This is a genomic window from Streptomyces sp. NBC_01288, from assembly GCF_035982055.1.
In the GTDB taxonomy this organism is placed as follows: Bacteria; Actinomycetota; Actinomycetes; order Streptomycetales; family Streptomycetaceae; genus Streptomyces.
On record NZ_CP108427.1, the window covers coordinates 2,573,396 to 2,598,764 of the forward strand.

Annotated in this window: 18 protein-coding genes and 2 pseudogenes; 11 read left to right on the forward strand and 9 right to left on the reverse strand. The window is 71.7% G+C overall.

The annotated features are described in order from the left end of the window. Positions 1-237 precede the first annotated feature (237 nt). Complete coding sequence (locus OG194_RS10985; RefSeq protein WP_327400683.1) at positions 238-1,449, forward strand: hypothetical protein; 1,212 nt, start codon at positions 238-240, stop codon at positions 1,447-1,449. Positions 1,450-1,838: 389 nt separating this feature from the next. Here OG194_RS10985 and OG194_RS10990 read toward each other — a convergent pair whose 3' ends face one another. Both OG194_RS10990 and OG194_RS10995 read right to left on the reverse strand, forming a co-directional pair. After that, a complete protein-coding gene (locus OG194_RS10990; protein WP_327400684.1) occupies positions 1,839-2,171 on the reverse strand; it encodes a hypothetical protein in 333 nt (110 codons plus the stop codon). A gap of 93 nt (positions 2,172-2,264) precedes the next feature. Continuing rightward, positions 2,265-2,696: a DUF6299 family protein gene (locus OG194_RS10995; protein WP_327400685.1), complete on the reverse strand. Its 432-nt coding sequence runs from the start codon at positions 2,694-2,696 to the stop codon at positions 2,265-2,267. 285 nt (positions 2,697-2,981) lie between these two features. Between OG194_RS10995 and OG194_RS11000 the strand changes: the two genes are divergently transcribed. The 6 genes and pseudogenes from OG194_RS11000 to OG194_RS11025 all read left to right on the forward strand — a co-directional run bounded on the left by OG194_RS11000 (position 2,982) and on the right by OG194_RS11025 (position 7,601). Further along, complete coding sequence (locus OG194_RS11000; protein ID WP_019065069.1) at positions 2,982-3,182, forward strand: DUF5999 family protein; 201 nt, start codon at positions 2,982-2,984, stop codon at positions 3,180-3,182. 87 nt (positions 3,183-3,269) lie between these two features. Further along, on the forward strand, positions 3,270-4,082 hold the full coding sequence (locus OG194_RS11005; RefSeq protein WP_327400686.1) for a PaaX family transcriptional regulator: 813 nt from the start codon (positions 3,270-3,272) through the stop codon (positions 4,080-4,082). Between the two features lie 104 nt (positions 4,083-4,186). Further along, on the forward strand, positions 4,187-4,738 hold the full coding sequence (gene cysC, locus OG194_RS11010; protein ID WP_327400687.1) for an adenylyl-sulfate kinase: 552 nt from the start codon (positions 4,187-4,189) through the stop codon (positions 4,736-4,738). Next, positions 4,738-5,656: pseudogene (gene cysD, locus OG194_RS11015) on the forward strand (sulfate adenylyltransferase subunit CysD). Before cysC ends, cysD begins: the two are co-directional and overlap by 1 nt. A gap of 2 nt (positions 5,657-5,658) precedes the next feature. Beyond that, positions 5,659-6,870 (forward strand): sulfate adenylyltransferase subunit 1, encoded by a 1,212-nt coding sequence (locus OG194_RS11020; RefSeq protein ID WP_327400688.1) that lies wholly within the window; start codon positions 5,659-5,661, stop codon positions 6,868-6,870. 275 nt (positions 6,871-7,145) lie between these two features. Continuing rightward, entirely contained in the window at positions 7,146-7,601 is a 456-nt protein-coding gene (locus tag OG194_RS11025) for an ATP-binding protein (protein ID WP_327400689.1), read from the forward strand. A 24-nt stretch (positions 7,602-7,625) separates the two neighbouring features. Here the strand turns inward: OG194_RS11025 and argF are convergent, their stop codons facing one another. Further along, on the reverse strand, positions 7,626-8,633 hold the full coding sequence (argF, locus tag OG194_RS11030; protein WP_327400690.1) for an ornithine carbamoyltransferase: 1,008 nt from the start codon (positions 8,631-8,633) through the stop codon (positions 7,626-7,628). A 73-nt stretch (positions 8,634-8,706) separates the two neighbouring features. Then, entirely contained in the window at positions 8,707-9,930 is a 1,224-nt protein-coding gene (locus OG194_RS11035; RefSeq protein ID WP_327400691.1) for an arginine deiminase, read from the reverse strand. 186 nt (positions 9,931-10,116) lie between these two features. Between OG194_RS11035 and OG194_RS11040 the strand changes: the two genes are divergently transcribed. Both OG194_RS11040 and OG194_RS11045 read left to right on the forward strand, forming a co-directional pair. Next, positions 10,117-11,163 carry an SPFH domain-containing protein gene (locus OG194_RS11040; protein WP_327400692.1) on the forward strand — a complete coding sequence of 349 codons (1,047 nt, stop codon included), beginning with the start codon at positions 10,117-10,119 and terminating at the stop codon, positions 11,161-11,163. Then, positions 11,160-12,022 (forward strand): annotated as a pseudogene (locus OG194_RS11045) (hypothetical protein). The gene OG194_RS11040 and the pseudogene OG194_RS11045 overlap by 4 nt, the downstream one beginning before the upstream one ends. 68 nt (positions 12,023-12,090) lie before the next feature. On the opposite strand, the gene OG194_RS11050 reads toward OG194_RS11045, so the two are convergent. Together OG194_RS11050 and OG194_RS11055 are read right to left on the reverse strand one after the other, a co-directional pair. Further along, a complete protein-coding gene (locus OG194_RS11050) occupies positions 12,091-14,640 on the reverse strand; it encodes a polynucleotide kinase-phosphatase (protein WP_327400693.1) in 2,550 nt (849 codons plus the stop codon). Beyond that, positions 14,637-16,100: a 3' terminal RNA ribose 2'-O-methyltransferase Hen1 gene (locus OG194_RS11055; protein ID WP_327400694.1), complete on the reverse strand. Its 1,464-nt coding sequence runs from the start codon at positions 16,098-16,100 to the stop codon at positions 14,637-14,639. The genes OG194_RS11050 and OG194_RS11055 overlap by 4 nt, the downstream gene beginning before the upstream one ends. A gap of 211 nt (positions 16,101-16,311) precedes the next feature. On the opposite strand from OG194_RS11055, the gene OG194_RS11060 reads away from it, so the two are divergent. Further along, positions 16,312-19,701, forward strand: a complete 3,390-nt coding sequence (locus OG194_RS11060) for an ABC transporter permease (RefSeq protein ID WP_327400695.1) — start codon at positions 16,312-16,314, stop codon at positions 19,699-19,701. A 177-nt stretch (positions 19,702-19,878) separates the two neighbouring features. Continuing rightward, positions 19,879-22,737: a hypothetical protein gene (locus OG194_RS11065; protein WP_327400696.1), complete on the forward strand. Its 2,859-nt coding sequence runs from the start codon at positions 19,879-19,881 to the stop codon at positions 22,735-22,737. A 22-nt stretch (positions 22,738-22,759) separates the two neighbouring features. On the opposite strand, the gene OG194_RS11070 is transcribed toward OG194_RS11065, so the two are convergent. From OG194_RS11070 to OG194_RS11080, 3 genes are all read right to left on the reverse strand, one after another. Next, positions 22,760-23,764, reverse strand: a complete 1,005-nt coding sequence (locus OG194_RS11070; RefSeq protein ID WP_442811532.1) for an ABC transporter ATP-binding protein — start codon at positions 23,762-23,764, stop codon at positions 22,760-22,762. Positions 23,765-23,864: 100 nt separating this feature from the next. Then, positions 23,865-24,536, reverse strand: coding sequence for an ABC transporter ATP-binding protein (locus tag OG194_RS11075; protein WP_327407037.1), 672 nt, complete (start codon positions 24,534-24,536; stop codon positions 23,865-23,867). A gap of 160 nt (positions 24,537-24,696) precedes the next feature. After that, on the reverse strand, positions 24,697-25,362 hold the full coding sequence (locus tag OG194_RS11080) for a TetR/AcrR family transcriptional regulator (protein ID WP_327400697.1): 666 nt from the start codon (positions 25,360-25,362) through the stop codon (positions 24,697-24,699). Positions 25,363-25,369: the final 7 nt, after the last annotated feature.

A 25,369-nucleotide genomic window follows, 5' to 3' on the forward strand; every position in this document is an offset into this window, starting at 1 on the left:
ACTCCGGTCCGGAAAGCGGAACGTTCGCGACGGGTGCGCGCGCTGCGGCACAAGAGTGCCGTACGGCGAATTATGGGCTGTTGCGCAACGGCCTTACCAGCGCCGGGGCTTGTGCGTGACGATTGTTAACTCCGGTGAAAGGAACCGCTGTTGGCGCATACGCGTGAAGAGACGTGAATAGGATTGCGCACACAGACGTACGACGAACTGCTGGGCGAATGAGAGCGGACAGGGCGGATGACAGACCGAACCGGACCGGCCGCGCGGAAAACGGCGGCAGAGAACGCGGCAGCGAATTCCGTGACGGGTGCCCCGGCCGGGGAGGCGACGGCGGCGGACCCGACGGCACCGACATCGATATCAGCGGCGGCGTCCGCCGAGGAAGCCTCCACCACGGCGAGCGGGACATCGGCCGCGAGTACGGCGGGCGGGGCACCCAAGTCCCGTTCGGGAGCGGCCGGTTCGCTCGGGTCTCCCGGGACCGTCTCCGCGGAGTCCGTCGCGGCGGAGCCGACCCGTCCCGCGATCTCGGCGGCGGAGGCCGAAGCGCTCGCCGGCAGCGGCCGTACGCCGGACGAACCCGCGGGACCGGCCGGCCCGGAATCCGCAGCCGCCCGCGCGGCGCGGCAGGAGGCCGAGGCCGAGGCGCCCGCAGGGGCGCTGGCCGCGAGCGTGCCCGAGGGCGACGGACCGACCCCCGGAAGCACGGCGGCCGCGTCCGTCGGCCGCCCGGGCCGCCCGCTGCTGGCCGGTGCGGCCGTGCTCGGCGCGCTGCTGATCGCCGTACCGGGGCTGCTGATGAGCCGGGACCGGACGCCGGAGAGCCACGACCGGGTGGTCGCCGACCAGGCGGGCACGATCCTCGGCGACGGCGCGTCGACGCCGGGCGGGGCGTACGCCTCGGGCACCCCGACCGCCCCCACCGGGCACAGCACACCGAAGATCGCCACACCGCACAAGACCTCGTCGGGCAAGACGACCGTCGCGCAGCCGGTGAGCGAGCCGACGACGATCAAGAAGACGAAGAAGCCGACGGCGAAGGCGACGAAGAAGTCCACGACGACCAAGTCCGGGACGAAGTCGAGCACCACCACGACGTCCAAGTCCTCGTACCCGTCGGACGTCCTCGTCACGGCCACCCGCGTGCTGAAGGCGGGCCAGTCCATCAACGCGAAGAAGGCCCGGCTGCGCATGCAGACCGACGGCAACTTCGTCCTCTACGACGAGAACAACAAGGCCCGTTGGGCCACCATGACCTTCGGCTCGAACTACCACGCGGTGTTCCAGGCGGACGGCAACCTCGTCGTCTACACCTCCGCCGACAAGCCCGTCTGGGCCAGCAACACCGGCGGCCACGACGGCTCGATCCTCCGCCTCCAGGGCGACGGCAACATGGTGATCTACTCCGGCGGCTCGACCGCGATCTGGGCCAGCAACACCCAGCACTGACGGAGCCGAGCCCAACTCCCCTTCGGCCCGCACCCCTTGAGGGTGCGGGCACGGGGCCGGCCAGGCGGACAGCGACCGGGTCTCCTCGATGAAGTCACGCACGACGGTCGCGTTGCGGACCTCGACCCGCCACTCCTTCGCGTGCCGCGGACGTATCCACACCTTCGTGCGGCCGTCGGCCCAGGTCTCGTCCAACTCGACTCGTTCCAGGGCGATTTCCGCGCCGCCCCGGACCGGCCCCGGCAGCACCAGCCCGGTCTCGGTCACCGCGAGGCTCCCCGGCCCGACGCGCCCCTCGGCGTCCAGCGTGCCGCGCATACGGTCCAACAGCCCTGGGCGCAGCGCCTCTTCGACGGCCTTGGCGAGGGCGTACTGCCGTACGACGTGGATCAGCACCAGGGGCTGCCGCTTCTTCTTCGGATACGGGGCGGGCTGTCGGCGTAGGCGGGCAGCAACCCGCCGTCGTGGAGGACGACTTGGCGCAGTCCCTTGCGGGGCGGGATACGCCGGAGGGCCTTGAAGGACGCCACCAGGGCCAGCACCGCGATCGGCGCGGTCAGCCACCAGGACTTCGTCACCCCGTACACCGCGCCGTCGACGGCCAGCGTCGGCAGGAGCGCCAACTCCTCGTGCCTCCCCGGGCGATGGCATCGGCAGACCTTCAAGCGGTCGCCCGGTCCCGCCAGTTCGGCCGTCTCCTCATGGCGCTTCGGATCATTCACCCCGGCACTATGGGTACACGTCCGACCGGCGGCCGGTGCCGGACGCCGCACCCGTCCTGGAGGCATCCGGCACCGCTGCCGCCGACCGTGGGTTCAGCTCTTCGTGAGGGTGATGTCCTGGCGCTGCTCCGCGTGGAAGCGGGGCAGCGGCAGGCCTCCGCCGGAGGACAGTTCCATCACGGTGGCCTCGACCTGGGCGGCGCCGGGGGTGAGCGGGTCGGACGACGGCTTGCCCGAGTTCTGCCAGGTGTGCTCCATACCGTCACAGACCGCGCGGGTGCCGCCGATGCCGTGCCGCACCGGGGATTCGCCCTGGGAGACGGAGGAACTGACAAAGACGGCACCCGAGTTGCCGAGACAGCGGTAGGTGCCGGAGAGGGTGACGGTGCCGTCCGGGGCGATCGTGCCCGTGGGGTCGACCGTCACCGTCTCGTACGGGGCGGCGGACGCGGTCGCGGCGGGGGCGGCGGCCAGCAGGAGCAGCGCGGCACCGGCCGCCGTGCCGAGGACGGAACGCAGGGACATGGGAGTACCTCCTGGAGTCGGGGCCTCCACTGGTACCGGGCGACGGGCCCAACTCCCGTGACCCTCACTCCTTCGGTGGCGAGTCCGCACGGAGCGTCTCGATCGTCACTCCTCAGGTGGCGGGTCCGCACCGAGCGTCGTGGAACCGTCCGAGTGTTGTCCGCGTGTTGTCACGCTTCACAGCGGGCGGTTCCGATGAGTTCGCGGCGGGAGGATGGTCTGTATATGCGATGCGGGCGGTGACGGAGCCGCCGGAACGGATCGCATCCGACGTGGAGGTACGCCATGTGTTCCCACCAGTCCTCGTGCCCCGTGACCGCCGCCGACACGACCACCCCGCACATCGTCTCCGCCCACCCCGAGCAGGGCTGGACGCTGCTGTGCGACGGCGCGATCGTCTTCGACGACCTGGGCGCCGTTCTCCCCGACGGCCGGATCGTCGCCCCGCACCGGGTCCCGGCGGACCGACTCGCCGTCGCCGCCTGACCGTTCCCGCCCCTCGCGGTGACCAGCGGACCGTGAGAGTTCGGGTTACGCACCCGAGGTGACCAGCAGCGATGCCGTCGGCCTAAGATGATCAACGTGTCCGACCAGCATGCTCCACGGTCTCTCATCGTCACGCTCTACGGCGCGTACGGCCGCTTCGTGCCCGGCCCGGTTCCGGTCGCGGAACTGATCCGGCTCCTGGCCGCGGCCGGTGTCGACGCGCCCTCCGTGCGCTCGTCGGTGTCCCGGCTCAAACGGCGCGGGCTGCTCGTGCCCGCCCGTACGGCGGAAGGCGCCGCCGGGTACCGACTCTCGCCCGAGGCACGGCAGTTGCTCGACGACGGCGACCGACGCGTCTACGCGACCACGCCCCCGGAGGACGAGGGCTGGGTGCTCGCGGTGTTCTCCGTACCCGAGTCCGAGCGGCAGAAGCGGCACGTCCTGCGCTCCCGCCTGTCCGGCCTCGGCTTCGGCACCGCCGCCCCGGGCGTCTGGATCGCACCCGCCCGGCTGTACGAGGAGACCCGGCACATCCTCCAGCGGCTGCGCCTCGACCCGTACGTGGACTTCTTCCGCGGTGAGCACCTCGGCTTCGCGGCGACCGCCGAGGCCGTGGCCCGCTGGTGGGACCTGCCCGCGATCGCCGCCCAGCACCAGGCGTTCCTGGACCGCCACGCGCCCGTGCTGCACGCCTGGGAGCAGCGCGCGGACACCCCGCCCGAGGACGCCTACCGCGACTACCTCCTCACCCTGGACTCCTGGCGCCACCTCCCCTACGCCGACCCCGGCCTGCCCGCGAGCCTGCTCCCCCGGGACTGGCCCGGCGCCCGCTCGGCCGAGGTGTTCCACGCGCTGCACGAGCGGCTGCGGGACGCGGGGGCGGCGTTCGCGGGCGTGTGACGGCGGCTACTCAGCCAAACCTCAGGTTCCTTAGCAGGTCCTCTCAGAGTTCTTACCTAGCCTTCGACGCGTCGCTCGTCGGGTAAGAAAGAGGACTGTTGCGCATGACCACCACGGCACGGGCTCAGGGAGCCACCGTCTGGCTCACCGGACTGCCGAGCGCGGGTAAGACGACGATCGCCCAGCATCTCGGGGAGCGGCTGAGAGCCGAGGGACATCGCGTGGAGGTCCTCGACGGCGACGAGGTGCGCCGCTTCCTCTCGGCCGGCCTCGGCTTCTCCCGCGAGGACCGCAACACCAACGTCCAGCGCATCGGCCTCGTCTCCGAGGTGCTCGCGCGCAACGGCGTGCTCTCCGTCGTCCCGGTGATCGCCCCCTACGCCGACAGCCGCGAGGCCGTCCGCAAGCGCCACGAGGCGAGCGGGACGCCGTACATCGAGGTGCATGTCGCGACCCCCGTCGAAGTGTGCAGCGAGCGCGACGTGAAGGGCCTCTACGCCCGCCAGGCCGCGGGTCACCTCACCGGCCTGACCGGCGTCGACGACCCGTACGAACCACCCACGGACCCGGCGCTCACCCTGCCGACGCAGATACAGAGCCCGCAGGAGTCGGCGGACGCGGTGTACGCGGTGCTGTCCGAGCGGGGGTTGGTGTGATGAGCGCGGTGACGACCACAGAACCCTTCACGCTCTCCCACCTGGACGCTCTTGAGTCCGAGGCCGTGCACATCTTCCGTGAGGTGGCGGGTGAGTTCGAGCGGCCGGTGATCCTCTTCTCCGGCGGCAAGGACTCGATCGTGATGCTGCACCTCGCGTTGAAGGCGTTCGCGCCCGCGCCGGTGCCGTTCTCGCTGCTGCATGTGGACACGGGACACAACTTCCCCGAGGTCCTTGAGTACCGGGACCGTGTGGTCGCCGCACATGGGTTGCGGCTCCATGTGGCTTCCGTACAGGACTACATCGACCGCGGTGTGCTGCGCGAACGCCCCGACGGGACCCGCAACCCGCTCCAGACCGTGCCGCTGACGGAGACGATCCAGAGCGAGCGCTTCGACGCCGTGTTCGGTGGCGGTCGGCGACGAGGAGAAGGCGCGCGCCAAGGAGCGGGTGTTCAGCCTCCGCGACGAGTTCTCGCAGTGGGACCCTCGCCGCCAGCGCCCCGAGCTGTGGAACCTCTACAACGGACGGCACGCACCCGGCGAACACGTCCGCGTGTTCCCGCTCTCCAACTGGACCGAGCTGGACGTCTGGCAGTACATCGCCCGCGAGGGCATCGACCTCCCGCAGATCTACTTCGCCCACTACCGCGAGGTGTTCGCGCGCGGCGGCATGTGGCTGACCGCCGGTGAGTGGGGCGGCCCGAAGGCGGGCGAGACCGTCGAGAAGCGCCAGGTGCGGTACCGGACCGTCGGTGACATGTCGTGCACCGGTGCCGTCGACTCCGACGCCGCCACGCTGGAGCAGGTCATCGCCGAGATCGCCGCCTCCCGGGTCACCGAGCGCGGCGCCACCCGCGCCGACGACAAGCTGTCCGAGGCCGCGATGGAAGACCGTAAGCGCGAGGGGTACTTCTAGCCATGAGCACCATCACCATCGACACGCTGCGGTTCGCGACGGCCGGTTCGGTCGACGACGGCAAGTCCACGCTCGTGGGGCGGCTGTTGCACGACTCCAAGTCGGTGCTGACCGACCAACTGGCCGCCGTGGAGCGGGTGTCGGCCGATCGCGGTCAGGACGCTCCCGACCTCGCCCTCCTCACGGACGGGCTGCGCGCCGAGCGGGAACAGGGCATCACCATCGACGTGGCGTACCGCTATTTCGCCACCCCGCGCAGGCGGTTCATCCTCGCCGACACCCCGGGCCATGTGCAGTACACCCGCAACATGGTCACCGGCGCCTCCACTGCCGAGTTGGCGATCATCCTGGTCGACGCTCGCAACGGCATCGTCGAACAGACCTTGCGGCACGCCGCGGTTGCCGCGCTGCTGCGGGTGCCGAACGTCGTCCTGGCCGTCAACAAGATGGACCTGGTCGGGTACGGGCAGCCGGTGTTCGAGCGGATCGTCGAGGAATTCGCGGGCCACGCCGCCGAGTTGGGGCTGCCTTCCTTCACACCGATCCCGGTGTCGGCGCTCGTCGGCGACAACGTGGTGAACCGTTCGGCGCACATGGACTGGTACGAGGGTCCGGCGCTGCTGGAGTTCCTGGAGGACGTCCCGGTCGGCGCGGACCCGTCCGACGCACCGGCCCGTTTCCCGGTGCAGTACGTCATCCGGGACGGTGAAGTCCGTTGGTACGCCGGCCAGTTGGTGTCCGGTTCGCTGCGGGTCGGTGACCGGGTGACGGTGCATCCCTCCGGTGAGATTTCCGAGATCACCGGGATCTCCGTGCTCGGCACCGAGGCCGAGGTGGCGTACGCGCCGCAGTCGGTCGGTCTGCGGCTCGCGGATCAACGGGACGTGGCGCGCGGCGACATGATCACCGCCGGGGCCGACGCGCCCACGCTCACCCAGGACGTGCGGGCCGCCGTATGCCATCTGGCCGACCGGCCGCTGCGGGTCGGCGACCGGGTGCTGGTGCGGCACACGACCCGGACGGTCAAGGCGATCGTCAAGGACCTCAGCGGCGCGGCCGAGCTGACCGCGAACGACCTGGGCCGGATCACCCTGCGCACCGCCGAGCCGCTCGCGCTGGACGACTACGCGGTCTCGCGCCGCACGGGCGCGTTCCTGGTGATCGACCCGGCGGACGGCGCGACGCTCACCGCGGGGATGGCCGACCTCGCCTGACTCTCGCCCGCAGAACGCCCTCGGACCCCGTTGCTGACGGGGTCCGAGGGCGTTCTCGCGCCCGGCCTGAACAGCCCGTCGAAATGACCTGTTGCCGTCGCGTCCGTCACGAGTCGTCAATAGCGCGGTAACAACGGGAGCAGCTGTGCGGAAGTGCCCGTTGAACGGGGTATGCCGCTCGACACGGGGCCAAAAGTCCCGGGCGGTGCCCGTCGAGAGACCCTGACAAAGGGCGCCGTACCATTCATATAGTTGAAAGCAGGACAGCCTGCTCCATGAACGGACCCGCCTTGCAAGAACGCCCTTCCGCCTCCGCCTCCTGGCGCATCGCACTGCCGCACACCGCCGCGGCCGTGCCGGTGGCCCGCGCACTGGTCCGTACGGCTCTGTCCGAGGTGAAGTACACGGCCGACAGCGACACCGCGGAGCTGCTGACGGCGGAGCTGGTCGCGAACGCGGTGGAGCACACCGCCGGTGACGCCCCCATAGAGCTCGTGGTCGAGCTGCTGCCCACCGGCTGCCAGGTCGAGGTGCACGACCCCGACCCGGAGCCGCCCGCGACTCTGACCAAGCCCGCCGAGGAGGACCCCGACCCCTGGCAGGAGCACGGGCGCGGCCTGCTGCTGATCCGCGCCCTCAGCTCGTCGTGCGGCCACCGCCCGACCGAGTCCGGCAAGGCGGTGTGGTTCAGGCTGCCCGTCGTACCGGAGCAGTGGCGTCCGGCGGGATAGGCCGCCGGGCGGCGTACGCGCCGGTCAGGCCAGTGTGGCCACGAGCACGGCCTTGATCGTGTGCAGTCGGTTCTCCGCCTGGTCGAAGACGACCGAGTGGGCGGATTCGAAGACCTCGTCCGTGACCTCCAGCGAGTCGAGACCGTGGGTCTCGTATATCTCGCGGCCGACCTTGGTGCCGAGGTCGTGGAAGGCCGGCAGGCAGTGCAGGAACTTGACGTCCGGGTTGCCGGTGGCCCGCAGGACGTCCATGGTCACGGCGTACGGCGCGAGGGCCGTGATCCGCTCGTCCCAGACCTGTTTGGGCTCGCCCATGGAGACCCACACGTCGGTGACGACGAAGTCGGCGCCCGCCACCCCCTCCTCGATCCCCTCGGTGAGCGTGATGCGCGCACCGCTCCGCTCGGCGAGCGCGCGGGCGGCGGTGACGATCTCCTCGGCGGGCCAGTACGACTTCGGGGCAACGATCCGTACGTCCATGCCGAGCAGCGCGCCGGTGACCAGGTAGGAGTTGCCCATGTTGAAGCGGGCGTCGCCGAGGTAGGCGAAGGCGATCCGCTTCAGCGGCTTGGCGCTGTGCTCGGTCATGGTGAGCACGTCGGCGAGCATCTGGGTGGGATGCCAGTCGTCGGTGAGGCCGTTGTACACGGGCACACCCGCGTACGCGCCCAGCTCTTCCACGGCCGCCTGACTGTCCCCGCGGTACTCGATGCCGTCGAACATACGACCGAGCACGCGCGCGGTGTCCTTCACCGACTCCTTGTGCCCGATCTGCGAGCCCGACGGGTCGAGGTAGGTCGTCGAGGCACCCTGGTCTGCCGCGGCGACCTCGAACGCGCAGCGCGTGCGCGTCGAGGTCTTCTCGAAGATGAGCGCGATGTTCTTCCCCGACAGGTACCGCGTCTCGCCCCCGGCCTTCTTGGCGGCCTTCAGCTCGGCGGCCAGCTCGATCAGACCGCGGAACTCCTCCTCGGAGAAGTCCAGCTCCTTGAGGAAGTGGCGGCCGGCGAGGGCGGTCGGGACTGTCGCCATGGGGGCGCTCCATCGGTGCGGGTACAGGGGATCAGATGCTTACGTTTGGAATTCTATACGATGCATAGAATTTCTATACGGCATCTCGTTCGACGGGACAGCTCATACAGCGCGGCCCGCCCCGCCCCCGGCCCAGCTCGCTCCCCGGGATCTCGATCACCTCGATGCCCTGCTTGCGCAGATACGTGTTGGTGGTGGCGTTCCGCTCGTAGGCGACGACGACGCCGGGCTCGACGGCGAGGACGTTGCAGCCGTCGTCCCACTGCTCGCGCGCGGCCGCGTGCACGTCCTGGGTGGCGGTCAGGACGCGGACCGCGTCAAGCCCGAGGGCCGCGGCGATCGCGCGGTGCATGTGCTCCGGCGGATGGTCGGTGACCTTCAACTCCTTGTCGCCGACGCCCGGTTCGATCGTGTACGACCGGAGCATGCCGAGCCCCGCGTACTGGGTGAAGGTGTCGCCGTCGACCATCGTCATCACCGTGTCGAGGTGCATGAAGGCGCGCTGCTTGGGGATGTCGAGCGCCACGATCGTCTGCGCGGAGCCCTCGGCGAACAGCTTGTGCGCGAGCATCTCGACGGCCTGCGGGGTGGTCCGCTCGCTCATGCCGATGAGCACCGCGCCGTTCCCGATGACGAGTACGTCGCCGCCCTCGATGGTGGACGGGTAGTCGGCCTGCCCCTCGGACCAGACGTGGAACTTCTCGCTGCGGAAGAGCGGGTGGTGCCGGTAGATCGCCTCGAAGTGGACGGTCTCGCGCTGCCGGGCCGGCCAGCGCATGGCGTTGACGGAGACGCCGTCGTAGATCCAGGCGGAGGTGTCGCGGGTGAAGAGGTGGTTGGGGAGGGGGGCGAGGAGGAAGTCGTCGAGGTCCATGACGTGGAAGCGGACGGAGGTCGGTTCCGCGTGGGCTTCCAGGAACTCCCTCTTGGTCATGCCGCCGACGAGCGCCTCGGCCAGTTCGGGTGCGGGCAGGGCATCGAAGGCGGCGCGGAGGTGGTCGGTGGCGAGGGGGCCGTACTCCTTCTCGTCGAAGACGCGGTCCAGGACGAGCGCGCGGGCCGCCGGGATCGCCAGGGACTCGGCGAGCAGGTCGCCGAAGAGGTGGACGGCGACGCCCCGGTCGCGCAGCACGTCCGCGAAGCCGTCGTGCTCGGCGCGCGCCCGGCGCACCCAGAGCACGTCGTCGAAGAGAAGGGCGTCCTTGTTGCTGGGGGTGAGCCTTTTGAGCTCCAGATCCGGCCGGTGCAGGATGACGCGGCGGAGCCGCCCGGTCTCGGAGTCGACATGGAGTGCCATGTCTCCATCCTGACCATCTACGGCCGAGTTCACCCCCTTACTTCACCTACCGCCACCACTTCACTTGCCGCCCCTTGTTTTCGTCCCCTTGACGACAAGTGGGCCGGGCGATTATCGTCTTACTGACGAGATCGATGCGGGATCTGACCGGATCCCACGGGAATTGACGGGATCTGAGGGACTCTGATGGCCGACATCACCCGGCGCCTGGGCTGGCGCCACCTGCGCGGGGCTCCTACGGCGCACATCCGACACCACCGCTCGGGCACGCTGCTGCACGACGGGCCCGGACTCAGCTTCTGGTTCCGCGCGTTGACCGCCGCGCTCTCCGAAGTGCCGGTCGACGACCGGGAGTTGGCCATGACCTTCCACGCCCGTACCTCCGACTTCCAGGACGTGGCGGTCCAGGCGACCGTCACCTACCGCATCAGCGACCCGGCCCTGGCCTCCGCCCGCCTCGACTTCTCCGTCGACCCGGACACGGGCGTGTGGCGAGGGGCACCTCTTGAGCAGTTGGGCACCCTGCTGACCGAGACGGCTCAGCAGCACGCGTTGGCCGTGCTCGCCCGAACTCCCCTCGCGGCGGCGCTGGTCGACGGGGTGACGGCGGTAAGGGAACGGATCGCGGCGGGCCTCGGCGCCGAACCCCGCCTCCCGGCCACCGGCATCGAGGTGGTCGCCGTCCGCGTGATGGCCATCCGCCCCGAGCCCGAGGTGGAACGGGCACTGCGCACCCCGGCCCGCGAACAGATCCAGCAGGAGGCGGACAAGGCCACCTACGAACGCCGGGCCGTCGCCGTCGAACGCGAGCGCGCGATCGCCGAGAACGAACTCGACAGCCAGATCGAACTCGCCCGCCGCGAGGAGCAGTTGGTCGACCAGCGCGGCACGAACACCCGCCGCGAGGCCGAGGAGCACGCGGCCGCGGACGGCGTACGGGCCGAGGCGGAGGCGACCCGTACGGTACGGCTCGCCGACGCCGAGGCGGCACGTTCCGTACGGCTCGCTCGGGCCGAGGCCGAGGGTGCGCGCGAGGTCGGTGACGCGCGGGCCCACGCCCAGGCGGCGTGGCTGCGGGTGCACTCCGACGTCGACGTCGCGACCCTGAACGCGCTCACCGGGACCCGGCTCGCGGAGAACCTGCCGAACATCGACAGCGTGACGATCTCGCCGGACGTGCTGACGGGGCTGCTCAGCAGGCTCGGTGCCGGTGGCGGCGAGGTCGGCGCGTGAGCCTCGCGCCGCGGGCCGTCCTCGTCCACCGGACCACGGAGTACGAGGAGTTGGTCGCCCGGCACGGGACGCACGGCCAGGCCGCGTACTTCCTCCGGTCGCGGGGCCGGGACATCGAGGAGGTCGCCGAACGGCACCGCCGGACCCGGCGGGCGCTGGCCGAGGTGTCGTCGGCGATCCCCCTGACCTGGCGTCAGACCCAGGTCGAGCGGGGCGACTTGGACCGGTTCCTGTTCGCTCCGGAGGACGTGGTGCTGGTCGTCGGGCAGGACGGGCTGGTCGCGAACGTCGCCAAGTACCTCGCCGGGCAACCGGTGTTGGGCTTCGACACCGTCCGTCGGCCGCGGCCTCGCTGCTGCCCTCCGCGCACGCGCCGGGCACCGGTGTGGACGAACTGACCATGGTCGAGGCCGTCGCCGACGACACACAGCGGCTGGTCGCGCTCAACGAGATCTATCTGGGAGCCGTCGGTCATCAGACGGCCCGATACCGCCTGGGTCTGGAGGGCGACGGGGGTGTCGTCGAGGCCCAGGCGTCCTCCGGGGTGCTCGTGGGAACGGGCACCGGGGCCACGGGTTGGCTCCGGTCGGTGTGGCAGGAACGGGGCAGTTCCCTGTCCCTGCCACACCCTTCGGAGGACAGGCTGGTGTGGTTCGTACGGGAGGCGTGGCCGTCGCCTGTCACCGGGACGTCGCTGGTGGCGGGTGAGCTGAGCGGATCGGCTGGGCTTCAACTCACCGTTGAGTCGGAGGGGTTGGTTGTGTTCGGGGACGGGATGGAGGGGGATGCGGTGGAGTTGACCTGGGGGCAGGGGGTTCGGGTGGGGGTTTGTGAGGGACGGTTGCGGTTGGTGGGCTAACGGGTGGGTGGGTGGGAAACGGGAGGCTGGGGGCGGAGCCCCCAGGACGACCACCCCCACCCGCACCGTCACAACCGCGGATCCACCGGCTCCGACTCCAACGCCAGCACCCCGAACACCGCCTCGTGCACCCGCCACAACGGCTCGCCCTCGGCCAGCCGGTCCAGCGCCTCAAGACCGAGCGCGTACTCCCGGATCGCCAGGGACCGCTTGTGGTTGAGGAAGCGCCCCCGCAGCCGGGCGAGGTTGTCGGGACGCGTGTACTCCGGACCGTAGATGATCCGCAGGTACTCCCGCCCCCGGCACTTGATACCGGGCTGGACGAGTCGGCCCGCCTCGCTGCGCACGACCGCGCCGACCGGCTTGACGACCATGCCCTCGCCACCCCGCCCGGTCATCTCCAGCCACCAGTCGACACCGGCCTGTACCGACTCGGGGTCACCGGTGTCGACGTACAGCCGACGGGTGGTCTGGAGCAGGCCGGTGCTGTCGTGCTCCACGAGCCGGTCCAGCAGGGCGAGTTGGTCGTCGTGCGGGAGGTCGGCGAGGCTGCGTCCCTGGACCGCGAGGAACTGGAACGGGGCGAGCCGGACACCGTCGAGGCCGGACGTGGTCCAGCAGTAGCGACGGTAGGCGTCGGTGAACGCCGAGGCGTCCGCGGCGCGTTCACGCTGCCGGGACAGCAGCGCGTCCACGTCGACCCCCCGCCCCGCGGCGCCTTCCAGCGCGCCCAGCACACCCGGGAACACCGCACCGGCCGCGGCGCCGACCGCCGCGTACTGACCGCGCAGCAACCCGGACGCCTTCAGCGACCACGGCATCAACTCCGCGTCCAACAGCACCCAGTCGGTGTCCAGTTCCGCCCACAGGCCCGACTCGTCGAGCGCCGTCCGCAGCCGCCCCAGGATCTCCTCGGTCACCGCCGCGTCGTCGAAGAAGGGACGGCCCGTACGCGTGTAAAGGGACCCAGTGGGCCCGCCGTCCACACCGAACCGCTTGGCCGCCGTCTCCGCGTCCCGGCACACCAGCGCCACCGCCCGCGAACCCATGTGCTTCTCCTCGCACACGACCCGCGCGACCCCGTCGTCGGCGTACTGCGCGAACGCCTCGGCCGGGTGCTCCAGATAACCCTCGACGTGCGAGGTCGCCGTCGGGGCCATCGTCGGCGGGAGGTACGGCAGCAGGCGCGGGTCGACCGCGAAGCGGCTCATGACCTCCAGGGCCGCCGCCGCGTTCTCCTCGCGGACCGACACCCGGCCGGCGTGCCGGGTCTCCACCACCCGGCGGCCGTGCACGTCCGCCAGGTCGAGCGGGCGGCCGTCGTGGCCGCCGGGTGCCTCGGTCCGCAGCGGGCGGGTCGGCTCGTACCAGACCTGCTCGGCCGGTACGTCGACCAACTCCCGCTCCGGCCAGCGCAGGGCGGTCAGCTTGCCGCCGAAGACGGCACCCGTGTCCAAGCAGATCGTGTTGTTGAGCCAGCTGGCCTCGGGGACCGGGGTGTGGCCGTAGACGACGGCCGCGCGACCCCGGTAGTCCTCGGCCCACGGGTAGCGCACCGGCAGGCCGAACTCGTCGGTCTCGCCGGTGGTGTCGCCGTAGAGCGCGTGCGAGCGGACCCGGCCCGACGTGCGGCCGTGGTACTTCTCGGGCAGGCCGGCGTGGCAGACCACGAGCCTGCCGCCGTCGAGGACGTAGTGGCTGACGAGTCCGTCGATGAACTGCCGTACCTGGGCGTGGAATTCCTCGTTCTCCCCCTCCATCTGCTCGATCGTCTCGGCCAGGCCGTGGGTGTGCTGGACCTTGCGGCCCTTGAGGTAACGGCCGTACTTGTTCTCGTGGTTGCCCGGTACGCACAGCGCGTCGCCCGAGCCGACCATGGACATCACGCGGCGCAGCACGCCGGGCGAGTCGGGGCCGCGGTCGACGAGGTCGCCGACGAAGACGGCCGTGCGGCCCGCCGGGTGGACGCCGTCGTCGTAGCCCAACTTGCCGAGCAGGGTCTCCAGTTCGGCGGCGCAGCCGTGGATGTCGCCGATGATGTCGAAGGGGCCGGTGAGGTGGGTCAGGTCGTTGTAGCGCTTCTCGGTGACGATCGTGGCGTGGTCGATCTCCTCGACGCCCCGCAGGACGTGCACCTTGCGGAAGCCCTCACGCTCCAAACCCCGCAGGGAGCGCCGGAGTTCGCGGGTGTGGCGGGTGATGACGCGGCGCGGCATGTCGGCGCGGTCGACGCGGGAGGCGTTGCGCTGGGCGCAGACCTCCTCCGGTACGTCGAGCACGATGGCGATGGGCAGCACGTCGAACTGCTTTGCCAGGTCGATCAGTTGGCGTCGGCCGTCCTGCTGGACGTTGGTCGCGTCGACGACCGTGCGGCGGCCTGCGGCGAGGCGCTTGCCGGCGATGTAGTGCAGGACGTCGAAGGCGTCCCGGCTGGCGCTCTGGTCGTTCTCGTCGTCCGCGACCAGGCCCCGGCAGAAGTCCGAGGAGATGATCTCGGTCGGCTTGAAGTGCCGGTGCGCGAAAGTGGACTTGCCCGAGCCGGAGGCGCCGATCAGCACCACGAGGGAGAGGTCGGTGACGGGCAGGGTACGTACCTTCGCGGGGGTCTCGTTCGTCATGCGGCCTTCTCCTCCTTCACGGTGCTCACGCTGAACACGGCCATCTGGGTGGGTGGTCCCACCTCGGGGTCGTCGGGTCCGACCGGTACGAACTCGACGTCGTAGCCGTGCCGTTGGGCGACCTTCCCGGCCCACTCCCCGAACTCGGCGCGCGTCCACTCGAAGCGGTGGTCGCCGTGCCGGACGTGTCCGGCGGGGAGGGTCTCCCAGCGGACGTTGTACTCGACGTTCGGGGTGGTGACGACGACCGTCCGCGGGCGGGCGGCGCCGAACACCGCGTACTCCAGGGCAGGCAGCCGAGGCAGGTCGAGGTGCTCGATGACCTCGCTGAGCACGGCGGCGTCGTAGCCCTTGAGGCGGTTGTCGGTGTAGGCGAGCGAGCTCTGGAAGAGCTGGACGCGCGAGGCCTGCCGCTCCCCCATGCGGTCGAGCTTGAGGCGGCGGCTCGCGATGGTGAGCGCGCGCATCGACACGTCGGTGCCGACGATCTCCGTGAACCGGGTGTCCTTGAGCAGCGCGTGCACCAACTGCCCCTGCCCGCACCCGAGATCGAGCACGCGGCCGGCACCGGACGTCTTGAGTGCCTCGACGATCGCGTCCCGGCGCCGCACGGCGAGCGGTGTCGGCTTCTCCTCGGCCTCGGTCTCCGGCTCGACGGCGTTGTCGATCTCCTCGACCTCGCTGTCGTCGGCCTCGGCGAGCCGCACCAGTTCCAGGCGCTCCATCGCCTCCCGGGTCAGGGACCAACGCCGGGACAGATAGCGGCTGGTGATGAGCTTCTGCTCCGGGTGCGTGGGCAGCCAGCCCTCACCGGCGCGCAGCAGCTTGTCGACCTCGTCGGACGCCACCCAGTAGTGCTTGGCGTCGTCGAGCACCGGCAGCAGGACGTACAGGTGCCGCAGCGCCTCGGCGAGGGTCAGCGTCTCCGCCTCCAGTACGAGGCTGACGTACCGCGAGTCGCCCCACTCGGGGAACTCGGCGTCCAGCGCGACCGGTTCGACGGTGACGGTCCAGCCGAGCGGCGCGAAGAGGCTCCGGACGAGATCGGGACCACCCCTGGCGGGCAGCGCGGGCACCTCGATGCGCAGCGGCAGCGGCTGTTCGGCGCGCTCGGGGCGGGCGTTGCACACGCCCCGCATGGCGCTGGAGAAGACCGCGCTCAGGGCCACGGCGAGCAGCGAAGAGGCCGCGTACGGACGGTCGTTGACGTACTGCGCGAGCGCCGCGTCGGGCGCGCCACCGCGCCCCTTGCCCTTGCCGCGCCGGACCAGCGCCACCGCGTCGACCTCCAGCAACAGCGCTGCCGTGCACCGCACGGAATCCGCCTCGGGGTAGAGGACGTACGCCTTGCCGTAGGACGTGGAGAACGCCTGCGATTTGTCGGGATGCTTGTGCAGCAGGAAACCGAGGTCGGTGGCGGGGCGTTCGGGGGTGCCGGTGGTACTGATCGTCAGGAACACGGTGGGCCTGCCTCGTAACGTCTACTGGGCCTCTGAGCTGGGGAAGCGCGCCACCGCGGAACTCGGGGCGCCCGCCCAACGTACAGCGAACGTCCCTGGCGTACTCAGGCATTTTCCTCGTGTACTCCCCCCGCCGGGCAGCCGTGACGATCAGCGTTTCTTGCGGCGTCGGGGCACGGCTGGTAGGACTGTGGCGCGCCGTCACCGTCACATGTTCGATTCTGCGGGGGTTCATGTGGTCGCCACGGCCTTCACGTCCTCGCCGCGGCGTCGGCCGGATGTTCCGGGCCCAACTCGGCGGCGGGTCCCGGCAGTTGCCCGGCGGGCCGGGCAGCACGGGCTGGTGTTGGCCGCTGTCTCGGTGACCGTGTTGTTGTGTGCGACGGCGTTGGCCGCGCTCGCGGCGCTGGCGGGGAGTTCGGTGCAGGCCGGGGCCGTACGGCGGCTGGCCGGGGATCTCGGTGCACAGGTGAACGTCAACGCGGCCTATCGGGCCGGGGGGATGGCCGTCGCCGACCGGGATGTGCGGGCCGCCGCGGAGCGGGTGTTCGCCGGGGTGCCGCAGCGGACGTATGTGGGGCTGCTCGGTACGTCGCCGGTCTCGGTGACGGGGATCGACGGGGTCGTGGGGCCGCCGCGTGGTCCTGGGGGCAGCGGGTTGCATCCGGTCGCGGTTCAGGACGGGGGCGGGTTCGGGGAGTTGGTGGCCGGGCGGTGGCCCGCCGGTACGGGCGACGCCCCGGCCGGTGCCTTCACCTCGCTGCCGGATGTCCCGGTCGCCACCGGGTCCACCGCGCCGGTCGACACGGCGATTCCCGAGCCCCTGGCCAAACGCCTTGGTATCAGGCCCGGTTCGAGCCTTCGGGTGCAGGACGCCTTCAACCGCCCCATGACGCTGCGGGTCACCGGGGTCTTCCGGGCTACCGGTGCCGTCGGGTTCTGGCCCGCGATGGCCGGCGACCTGACCGAGGGCGAGACCGCCGACCAGGACCTGCTGGTGGTCTCGGCGTCGGCGCTCAACGGCAGCGCCGTCCTCAACGGCCATCTGACGGCCCACTGGAGCGTGCAGCCCGACCTCTCCCGGCTCGACGCGGACAGCCTCGCCGGACTGCACGACCGGCTGCGCGCCTTCTCCGGCAGCCAGAGCGGGGTGTCGGTGTTCGGCGGCCGGCAGCCGTCGTTGGACGACCTGACCGTGGCCTCCGGACTGCCCGGCGCCATCGACGACTTGACGGTCCCGACGGTCGCGGCCCGCTCCTCGCTGTACCTGCCGAGCGTGCTGCTCGCGGTCCTCGCCCTGGCCACCCTGGTCCTGGCCGCCCGCCAACTGACCGAGCGCCGCCGCGACGAACTGGCCCTCCAACAGGCCCGGGGCGCGGGCACGTTGAGGCTGCTGCGCGGCGCGGCAGCCGAGTGGGCGCTCACCGGCGTACCGGCCGCCGTGGCCGCGCCCTTCCTGGCCGGGCTGCTGCACCCCGGCACCCGGGGCGCCGACGCGTGGGCGGCCGTAGGACTGACTCTGCTGGTGCACGCGGCGGCGGTGCTGCTGCCCGTGCTGCCGTCGGCGCGGTCGCGGCCGGCGCGCGGCGCGCGGGCCGCCGCCGCCCAACGGCTGGGCGCCGACCTGGCGTTGCTGGCCGTGGCGACCCTGGGGTACCTGGAGTTGCGGCGGCACCACTCGCTGATCGCCGACGTGGGCACCGGCAGCGCGTCCGCGGACCCGGTGCTGGTCCTGGTGCCGACGCTGGTGGCCGGCGCCGCCGCACTGCTGTTGCTCCGGCTGCTGCCGCTGACGTCGCTGTTGCTGGACGCGTTCGGGCGGCGTAGCAAAGGGCTCGTACTCGCCCTGGCCGGTTGGCAGTTGAGCCGGCGGGCCGCGCGCAACGCGGGACCGGTGGTGCTGATGTGCCTGGCCGTGTCGGTGAGCGCCTTCGCCACCACCGCGCTGGCCTGTCTGGGCGGACTGGCGTCCGAGGAGGCCGCGTTCACCGTCGGCGCGGATGTGCGGATCGACCCGTCGGCGGACGACGGTTACCCCTCCGCCGTGCTGGGCTCCGCCTATCGCGCGCTGCCGGGGGTGACCGGCGTGACACCGGTGACGCGGTCGACGGTGAACCTGCCCGGCGGCGCCACCGAGGACCTGGTCGGCACGATCGGCGGACCCGCGCCCCGCACCCCGTCACCGGTCGTCCCCGGCATACGGCTCCCCGGGCGGCCGACCGCACTCCTGCTGGACGAGCGGCTGAGCAGCGACGGTAGCCGCGTGGCGCCGAGCCTCGAACTCGCCGTCCAGGACGCGTCCGGCCTGGTCAGCGTCGTGTCGGCGCGCCTGCCCAGCGCCGACGGGGCCAGACGCACGGTCGTGGTCCCGCTGGCCGTGGCGCTGAGCGGGGGCCATCCGCGGGCGTATCCGCTGACGGTGACGGCGGTCAGTGTCCTGCCGCAGCCGAATGTCCGTCCCGCGCGGCTGGACCTGGACGTGATGCGGGTCGGTGCGCGCGGCAGTGCGGGCAGTTCGGACACCGCGGACACCTGGGCCTCCCAACTGCCCGGCGGGCAGGCCTGGTTCGACGGTACGGATCACGCCGCCGACTCCACCGAGGGGGCGTGCAAAGGGAAGTTGACCGACACCTACAACCCCGGTACCCCCGGGGTGTGCGCGATTGTGCCGGGCGGCTCGGCCGTGCTCCGGACCACGGTCAGCACGGGCATCCACCCCTCCCAGGCGACCTCGGACGCCTTCGGCGGCCTGGCCGACAGCGACTACGCCACGCAACCCGGCAGCCAGGTACGGCTCGTGGCAGGCCCGGCGGGCGGTCCGGCACCGCTTCCGGTACGCGCCGACGCCTCGACGCTGCGCGCCGCCCGCCTGCATTTGGGCAGCACCACGACACTCGACCTGGGCGGCGGCCGGATCACCGCCAAGATCGTGGGCCGCGTCGACTCACCGCCCGGACTGGGCCGCGGACAGGGCCACTTGATCGCCGACCAGCGCCAACTCGCCGCCGCGCTCACCCTGGCCGGTGCCGATCAGCACGACCCCGCGTTCTGGTGGCTGAACAGCACCGACAGTGCGCGTACGGCCGCTGCCGCCGAGGCACAGCCCGCGCTGGGCAGCGTCACGACCACGGCACGCACCGCCGCGTCCTTGCAGGCCGACCCGTTCCGCGCCGGCCTGCGCCGGGTACTGGAACTGGTCCGCTACCTGGCCCCCGGTTTCGCGGTCATCGCCTTCACCGTCCACGCGGTGGTCTCCACCAGGCAGCGCCGCAAGGAGTTCGCCCTCCTCCGCGCGATCGGCGTCCGCGCCACCAGCCTGTCCGCGCTCCTGGGCGCCGAACAGGTGGGGTTGGCGCTGTTCGCGGTGGTGCCGGGGGCGTTGATGGGGATGGCGCTGGCGTCGGCGGTACTGCCACTGGTCACCGTGGACGACAGCGGAGAGGCCCCGTACCCGCCGCTGCCACAGGTCATTCCCTGGGGCACGGTGGCCCTGACGGCGGTGGCAACCGCGTTGGCCATCAGCGCGGTTGTGCTGGGGCTGGCGCGGTTGTTGGCCCGGGTGGATCTGGTGCGGGTGTTGCGGGCGGGGGAGGACCGTTGAGTCGTAGGCCCGATCGGAGAGCGCGGACGGTGACCCGACCCGCGTGCACACACGGGGAGTTGAGGCGCCCCGTGGAGCCGGGCATCGCCGGAGAGACCGGGCGATGACCCAACTTGCAGCTACAGACGCGGCGTTGACACGACCCACGGGACCGAGCGCGACAGGAATGGGCAGACGGTGACCCGAACCATGGACACGGACGCGGTGGTGGCACGACCCGTGAAGCCGGGCCCGGCGGTAACCCGGCGTCTGATCCGCAAGGAGACCCGCGGGGACCTGCCGATGCTGGTCTGCCTGGCGGTACTTGTCCTGGTGCTGACCGCGCTGTGTGCATGGGCCCCCGCCCTCGCGGGCCGCCAGGAGGACCGGGCGCTGCGGCAACGCGTCGAAGCCGCGCAGGCCCAAGCCCCGCTCATCAGCCTGAGCACCACACCGGAGATCTTCAACACCTCACCGCCCACTCTGGACATGGCCGCCCTGCTCGCCGCCGGCCGCACCCTCACCCACCCGCTCAGCGGCGCCGCCGCGCGGCACCTGTCCTTCACCGGCGGCGGCAGCTACGACTACGACCCGGCGTCCCTGCTCTCGCCCCGCCCGCCGGGCCCGGCGAACACCAGCACCCAACTGACGGCCGGCTACCTGCCGTCCGCGCGGACCCATCTCCGCTACGTCAGCGGTCACGCGCCCGCCGACCACACACCGCCGGCCACCGCACCCCAGATCGGCCTCTCGCAGGCCACCGCGCAGGCGCTGGGCGTCCGGGTCGGCAGCAGGCTGAGCCTGGAGTTCGCCAAGACGCCGGGGGCACAAATCTCAGCCCCACAAGCGGAGTTGGTGGTGAGCGGCGTCTACCGCACCACGACCGCGACCGACGGCTTCTGGACCGGCCGCGAGACCTTGGACCAGCCCTCGCGCTACCCGGCGGAACGCTCCACCGGCACCGTGCTCGCCGTCCGAGGCCTCGTCGGTCGCGACGCCGCCGACCTGCTGGCCGGCGTCGGGGTGGGCGGCCCCCGGGTGACCTGGCAGTTGCGCGCCGACCTGTCCGGGGCCGCGCTCGACCGGGCCCGCGCACTCACCGGCCCCCTGTCCCACTACAGCGCGGACCTGAGCGCCGCCCTGTGCCGGGGCAGTGACTGGGTCACCGGCGACATCAGTTGCCAGGTCGGCGGCCAGTCCACCCAGTCCCTGCTGGTGACCGACTCCCTGACCCCGCTGCTCACCACGTTCACGGCCCAGGACCAACAGGCCCGAGCCCTCGCGACATACGCCGTCGACGCGCTCGCCGCGGTCGCGCTGGCCACCGTCGCCGTAGCGGTACGGCTGCTGCTGCGCCGACGCCGGCCACACCTGCGGTTGCAGCGCGCGCGGGGCGCGTCCACCGCCCGGCTGGTACTGCTGCGCTGCGCCGTGGCCTGGCCGGTGGTGCTGGTAGCCGCGCTGTTCGGCTGGGCGACCGGCCGGGCCCTCGCCCCCACCGGCACATCCGGATCACCGCAACCGTCGCCCGCCGCCCTCGTCACCGCGGTGGTGCTGCTGACGGTGCCCCTGATGACCTGGCCGGCGGTCCGCGAACCCCGCCGCCCCGGCCGCCTGCGCCGCACGCGCCGCAGAACCGCCGTGGGCCGACGCGTGGTCCTGGAACTGACGGTGCTGCTGGCAGCTGCGGCGGGTGTGCTCGCGCTCCGCTCACAGGGCCCCGACGGAATCCTGGGCGCGGTACCGGTACTGGTGGCACTGGCCGTCGTACTGATCCTGCTGCGCGTCTACCCGTTCGTGCTCCGCATGGTGCTACGGCAGACCCGTCGCGGCCGGGGCGTGGTGGGCTTCGTGGGCGCGGCCCGGGCCGCGCATGACGCCCCGGCGACCGGACTGGCCCTGTTCGTCCTGGTGTTGACCCTGGGCACGGCGGTGTTCGGGGGCCTGGTGCAGCGTACGGTCGACGAGGGGCTGACCGCGGGGGCGGCGTGGACCACCGGGGCTGACGCGAGCGCGACGGTGGCGGGGACGGTGACGCCGGCTGGGTCCATCACTGTCGCCCCGACCGGCATCCGGACCGCCTTCCAGCATCTGCGCACCCTCGACCTCGCGGGGCAGGCCGACGGTGCGGTGGCCTCGCAGGTCGCCGTGGTCACCGTCAATCCTCGTCAACTGGCCGCCGTCGCCCCGAAGTCACCGCTGGCCGCTGTCCTGCTGTCCGGACTGACCATCCCGTCGGGGACCCGGGTGGACGCGAGTGTCCCGCTGCCGTCCCTCCTCTCGCCCGACCTGCGGACGCGCGAGCGCGCCGGTGGCTTCACCACCACCGTGGTGACCCAGGGACATCCCCCGGTGAACCTGACCCTCAAACCGGTCGGCACCCTCACCACCGCCGAACTGCGCGACCCCCTCCTCGGCCCGATCACGGCGCAACTCCCCCCAGGGACACCGCTGTTGATCACCACCGCCGGCGCCGACCACCTCCTGCCCAAGCAGGACTCGGGCAGTACCGTCCTGCTCTTCAAGGGCGACGGTCCCGCGGCACTGCGGTCGGCGGCAGCCAAAACGCTCGGGCCGCTGGCCCAGATCCGCGTCCGCACGGAGACGCTGAGCACCCTGCGCGCGGACGGCCTCACCCAGGGCCTCGGCACGATCTACACGATCACTTCGATCCTGGCCGCGCTGTCCGGCCTGCTCGCGCTCGCCCTGGAACTGACCCTCACTTCCCACGAACGCGGCCGAACCACCTCGTTCCTGCGCACACTCGGACTCGGCGGCAAGGAGGCCGGGGCGATCCACTTCCTGCAACTACTGCCGCTGGCCGTGGCCTCAGCGGTGGGCGGCACACTCCTCGGCCTGCTCGAACCCCGGCTGCTGGCAGGGACGTTGGACCTACGACAGTTCACCGGCGGCCCGGCCCAACCGGCCCTGCACACCGACTACTCACTGACCCTGGCCCTCGTCGCCGGCGTGACCGCGCTGATCCTGGCGGCCGCGGCGACCGAGACGGTGCTCGCCCGCAGGCGCCGCCTGGGAGCCGTGCTTCGGCTGCCCTGAACTCCCGCTGGGGGCAAGCCGGTTACCGCCTACTCTCCGTGCCGTCAGCGCCGTCCGCCTCGGACTTCGCCCGCCGCGCCGCCTCGTCGGGCCATACGCCGATGTGGTCGGTCTCCAGAGCCAGCCGCACCCGCTTGCGCAGATGCAGCCGCTCGGTGAACTCGCTCGGCAGTTGCAGCCGCCCGCTGGCATCCAGTACCGCGTACTCCTCGGCGGTGAGCACCTCGACACCGTCGTCGCCGGTGGCGACCCGGCGCAACACCTCGGTGGACGTACGGCCGTTGCGGATCCGTACCGTCCGCTGGACCTGCTCGGACACCAACGCGTCGTGGGTCACCACGATCACGGTGACGCCCAACTCCTCGTTGGCCCGGCGCAGCGCGGCGAAGACCTCGTCGCTGGTGGCGGTGTCGAGTTCGCCGGTGGGTTCGTCGGCGAACAGCACCCGGGGCTCGTTGGCATTGGCCACGGCGACGGCGACCCGCTGCTGCTCACCGCCGGAGAGCGTGTCGGGCATGCGGTCCCGGCAGTGGCCCACGGACAGCAGGTCGAGCAACTCCTCCGCGCGCGCCCGGCGTTGGGAACGCTTGATCCCGGTGTACGTCATCGGAAGCATCACGTTCTCGGCCGCCGAGAGGTACGGCAGCAGGTTCCGTGAGGTCTGCTGCCAGACGAAACCCACGGTGCCGCGACGGTAGGCGAGCCGCTCCCGGCGCTTCATCGCCAGCAGGTCGTGCCCGGCGACCTCGGCCGCACCCGCGGTCGGCACGTCCTGGCCGGAGAGGATGCCCAGCAGGGTGGACTTACCGGAACCGGACGCACCGATCACCGCGATCATCTCGCCCTGGGCCACGGCCAGATCGAGCCCCTGGAGGGCCTGCACCTCGACGCCCTCGGTCTGGTAGATCCGCACCAGGTTCTCGCAGACGACCAGCCCCTCCTCACGTCGCGGCACCGCGGCCTCGGCGGCCCGCCGACGCAGCTCGTCCAAGTCCGGTGCCCCGGTGGGCTGTTGGTGAACTGCCACACGGTCCCCCGAGGAGATGAGAGGCGATGAAGTGAAGTCTGCGGATGCCGATAACGATGTCGGGCAGCCGCCAGGGTAGTGCGGAAGACCGACGACGCGGTCAGTCGTCCTCGACGATCCGTCCGTCCCGAAGTTCGAGCACCCGGTCGGCCAGCGCGAGGAGTTGCGTGTCGTGGGTGGCGACGAGCGCGGTGACGGACTCACTGCGGACGACCGCACGCAGCAGGTCCATCACGGTGAGACCGGTGTCCGCGTCGAGCTGGCCGGTGGGTTCGTCGGCGATGATCAGGGCCGGGTTGTTGGCGAGCGCGCGGGCGATCGCGACCCGCTGCTGCTGGCCGCCGGACAGTTCGCCGGGGCGCTGGTCCGCGTGGTCGGAGAGGCCGACCAGGGACAGCAACAGCTCGACGCGGGCCTCGCGTTCACGGGTCGGGGCCTTCCGCAGGCGCAACGGCACCCCGACGTTCTCGGCGGCGGTCAGGATCGGGATGAGCCCGAAGGACTGGAAGACGAAGCCGATCCGGTCCCGGCGCAGCGCCAGCAGCCCGTCGTCACCGAGCCCGGCCAAGTCCGTGCCGTCCAGGGTGATCCGGCCGCCGTCCGGAGTGTCGAGGCCCCCGACCAGATTGAGCACGGTGGTCTTCCCGGACCCGGATCGCCCCCGGAGCGCGACGAGTTCACCGCGCGGCACGCTGAAGGAGACACCGCGCAGGGCATGAACAGCCGTGTCGCCACTGCCGTAGGTACGGCGCAGATCCTCGACCACCACCATCGCGCCGCCCGCCGCCGCCCCGGCATCCGCGACAGCGCCACGCCCACCGAACTGCTCGCTCACACGCCCTCCCCCACCCCGCACCGGTCCTGCAACCGCACCGTACGGTACGCCGACCGCCCAAGTCCCCGTATCCGCACGGCGGAACGACCCGCCGATCTCAGCCCGACGCCCCGCCCGCCAGCCGCTCCACCGTCGTGACCGTCTGGTCGAGGATCGTGTCGTAGAGACGCGCGTGGGCGGCGGGAAGCCCGGCGAGAAGAGGGCGCAGGGCGTCCGCCGTGGGGTCGGGGCCGGGGAGTTCGTCGAGCAGGGCCGTCATCTCCTCGTCCGGTCTGCGGTAGCCGTCATAGACGGCGTGGCCGAGCATCGTCGAGGAGATGAGGGCCACGGCGAGGGCCAGGTCCTCGGCGGAGAGGCCGGCCGGGGTGAGGATCTCGCGCAGGCGGGTCAGGCCGGGGAGCCAGGCGGGGTGCCGGGTGGTCGTCATGTACGGCATGAGCTGGGGGTAGGGGCGGAGGTTGGCCTGGGCCGCCCGCATCCAGGCGCGGAGGCGGTCCGGCCAGGGGCCGTCGGCGATCGGGGCGCGCTCCATGGCCTCCAGGACGTGGTCGGCGGTCGCCTGGAGGAGGGCGTCGCGGTCGGGGAAGTAGCGGTAGAGGGCCATGGGGGCGGCGCCGACGACGTCGGCCACGCGCTTGATGGTGAGGGAGACGGCCGGTTCGGCGAGCAGTACCTCGACCGCGCCCTCGACGATCCGCTCCCGCGACAGCCGGGGCGGGCGCCCCCTGCCCCTGCGGCCGGAACCCGTCGCCACCTGCGTCATCCGCCGT

Coding starts and splice junctions, on each gene's coding strand:
- OG194_RS11080 (WP_327400697.1), bottom strand. CDS start 25,362: ATGACGCAGGTGGCGACGGGTTCCGGCCGCAGGGGCAGGGGGCGCCCG.
- OG194_RS10985 (WP_327400683.1), top strand. CDS start 238: ATGACAGACCGAACCGGACCGGCCGCGCGGAAAACGGCGGCAGAGAAC.
- OG194_RS11075 (WP_327407037.1), bottom strand. CDS start 24,536: ATGGTGGTGGTCGAGGATCTGCGCCGTACCTACGGCAGTGGCGACACG.
- OG194_RS10995 (WP_327400685.1), bottom strand. CDS start 2,696: ATGTCCCTGCGTTCCGTCCTCGGCACGGCGGCCGGTGCCGCGCTGCTC.
- cysC (WP_327400687.1), top strand. CDS start 4,187: ATGACCACCACGGCACGGGCTCAGGGAGCCACCGTCTGGCTCACCGGA.
- OG194_RS11060 (WP_327400695.1), top strand. CDS start 16,312: ATGTTCGATTCTGCGGGGGTTCATGTGGTCGCCACGGCCTTCACGTCC.
- OG194_RS11000 (WP_019065069.1), top strand. CDS start 2,982: ATGTGTTCCCACCAGTCCTCGTGCCCCGTGACCGCCGCCGACACGACC.
- OG194_RS11050 (WP_327400693.1), bottom strand. CDS start 14,640: ATGACGAACGAGACCCCCGCGAAGGTACGTACCCTGCCCGTCACCGAC.
- OG194_RS11040 (WP_327400692.1), top strand. CDS start 10,117: ATGGCCGACATCACCCGGCGCCTGGGCTGGCGCCACCTGCGCGGGGCT.
- OG194_RS11005 (WP_327400686.1), top strand. CDS start 3,270: ATGATCAACGTGTCCGACCAGCATGCTCCACGGTCTCTCATCGTCACG.
- OG194_RS11020 (WP_327400688.1), top strand. CDS start 5,659: ATGAGCACCATCACCATCGACACGCTGCGGTTCGCGACGGCCGGTTCG.
- OG194_RS11025 (WP_327400689.1), top strand. CDS start 7,146: ATGAACGGACCCGCCTTGCAAGAACGCCCTTCCGCCTCCGCCTCCTGG.
- OG194_RS11035 (WP_327400691.1), bottom strand. CDS start 9,930: ATGGCACTCCATGTCGACTCCGAGACCGGGCGGCTCCGCCGCGTCATC.
- argF (WP_327400690.1), bottom strand. CDS start 8,633: ATGGCGACAGTCCCGACCGCCCTCGCCGGCCGCCACTTCCTCAAGGAG.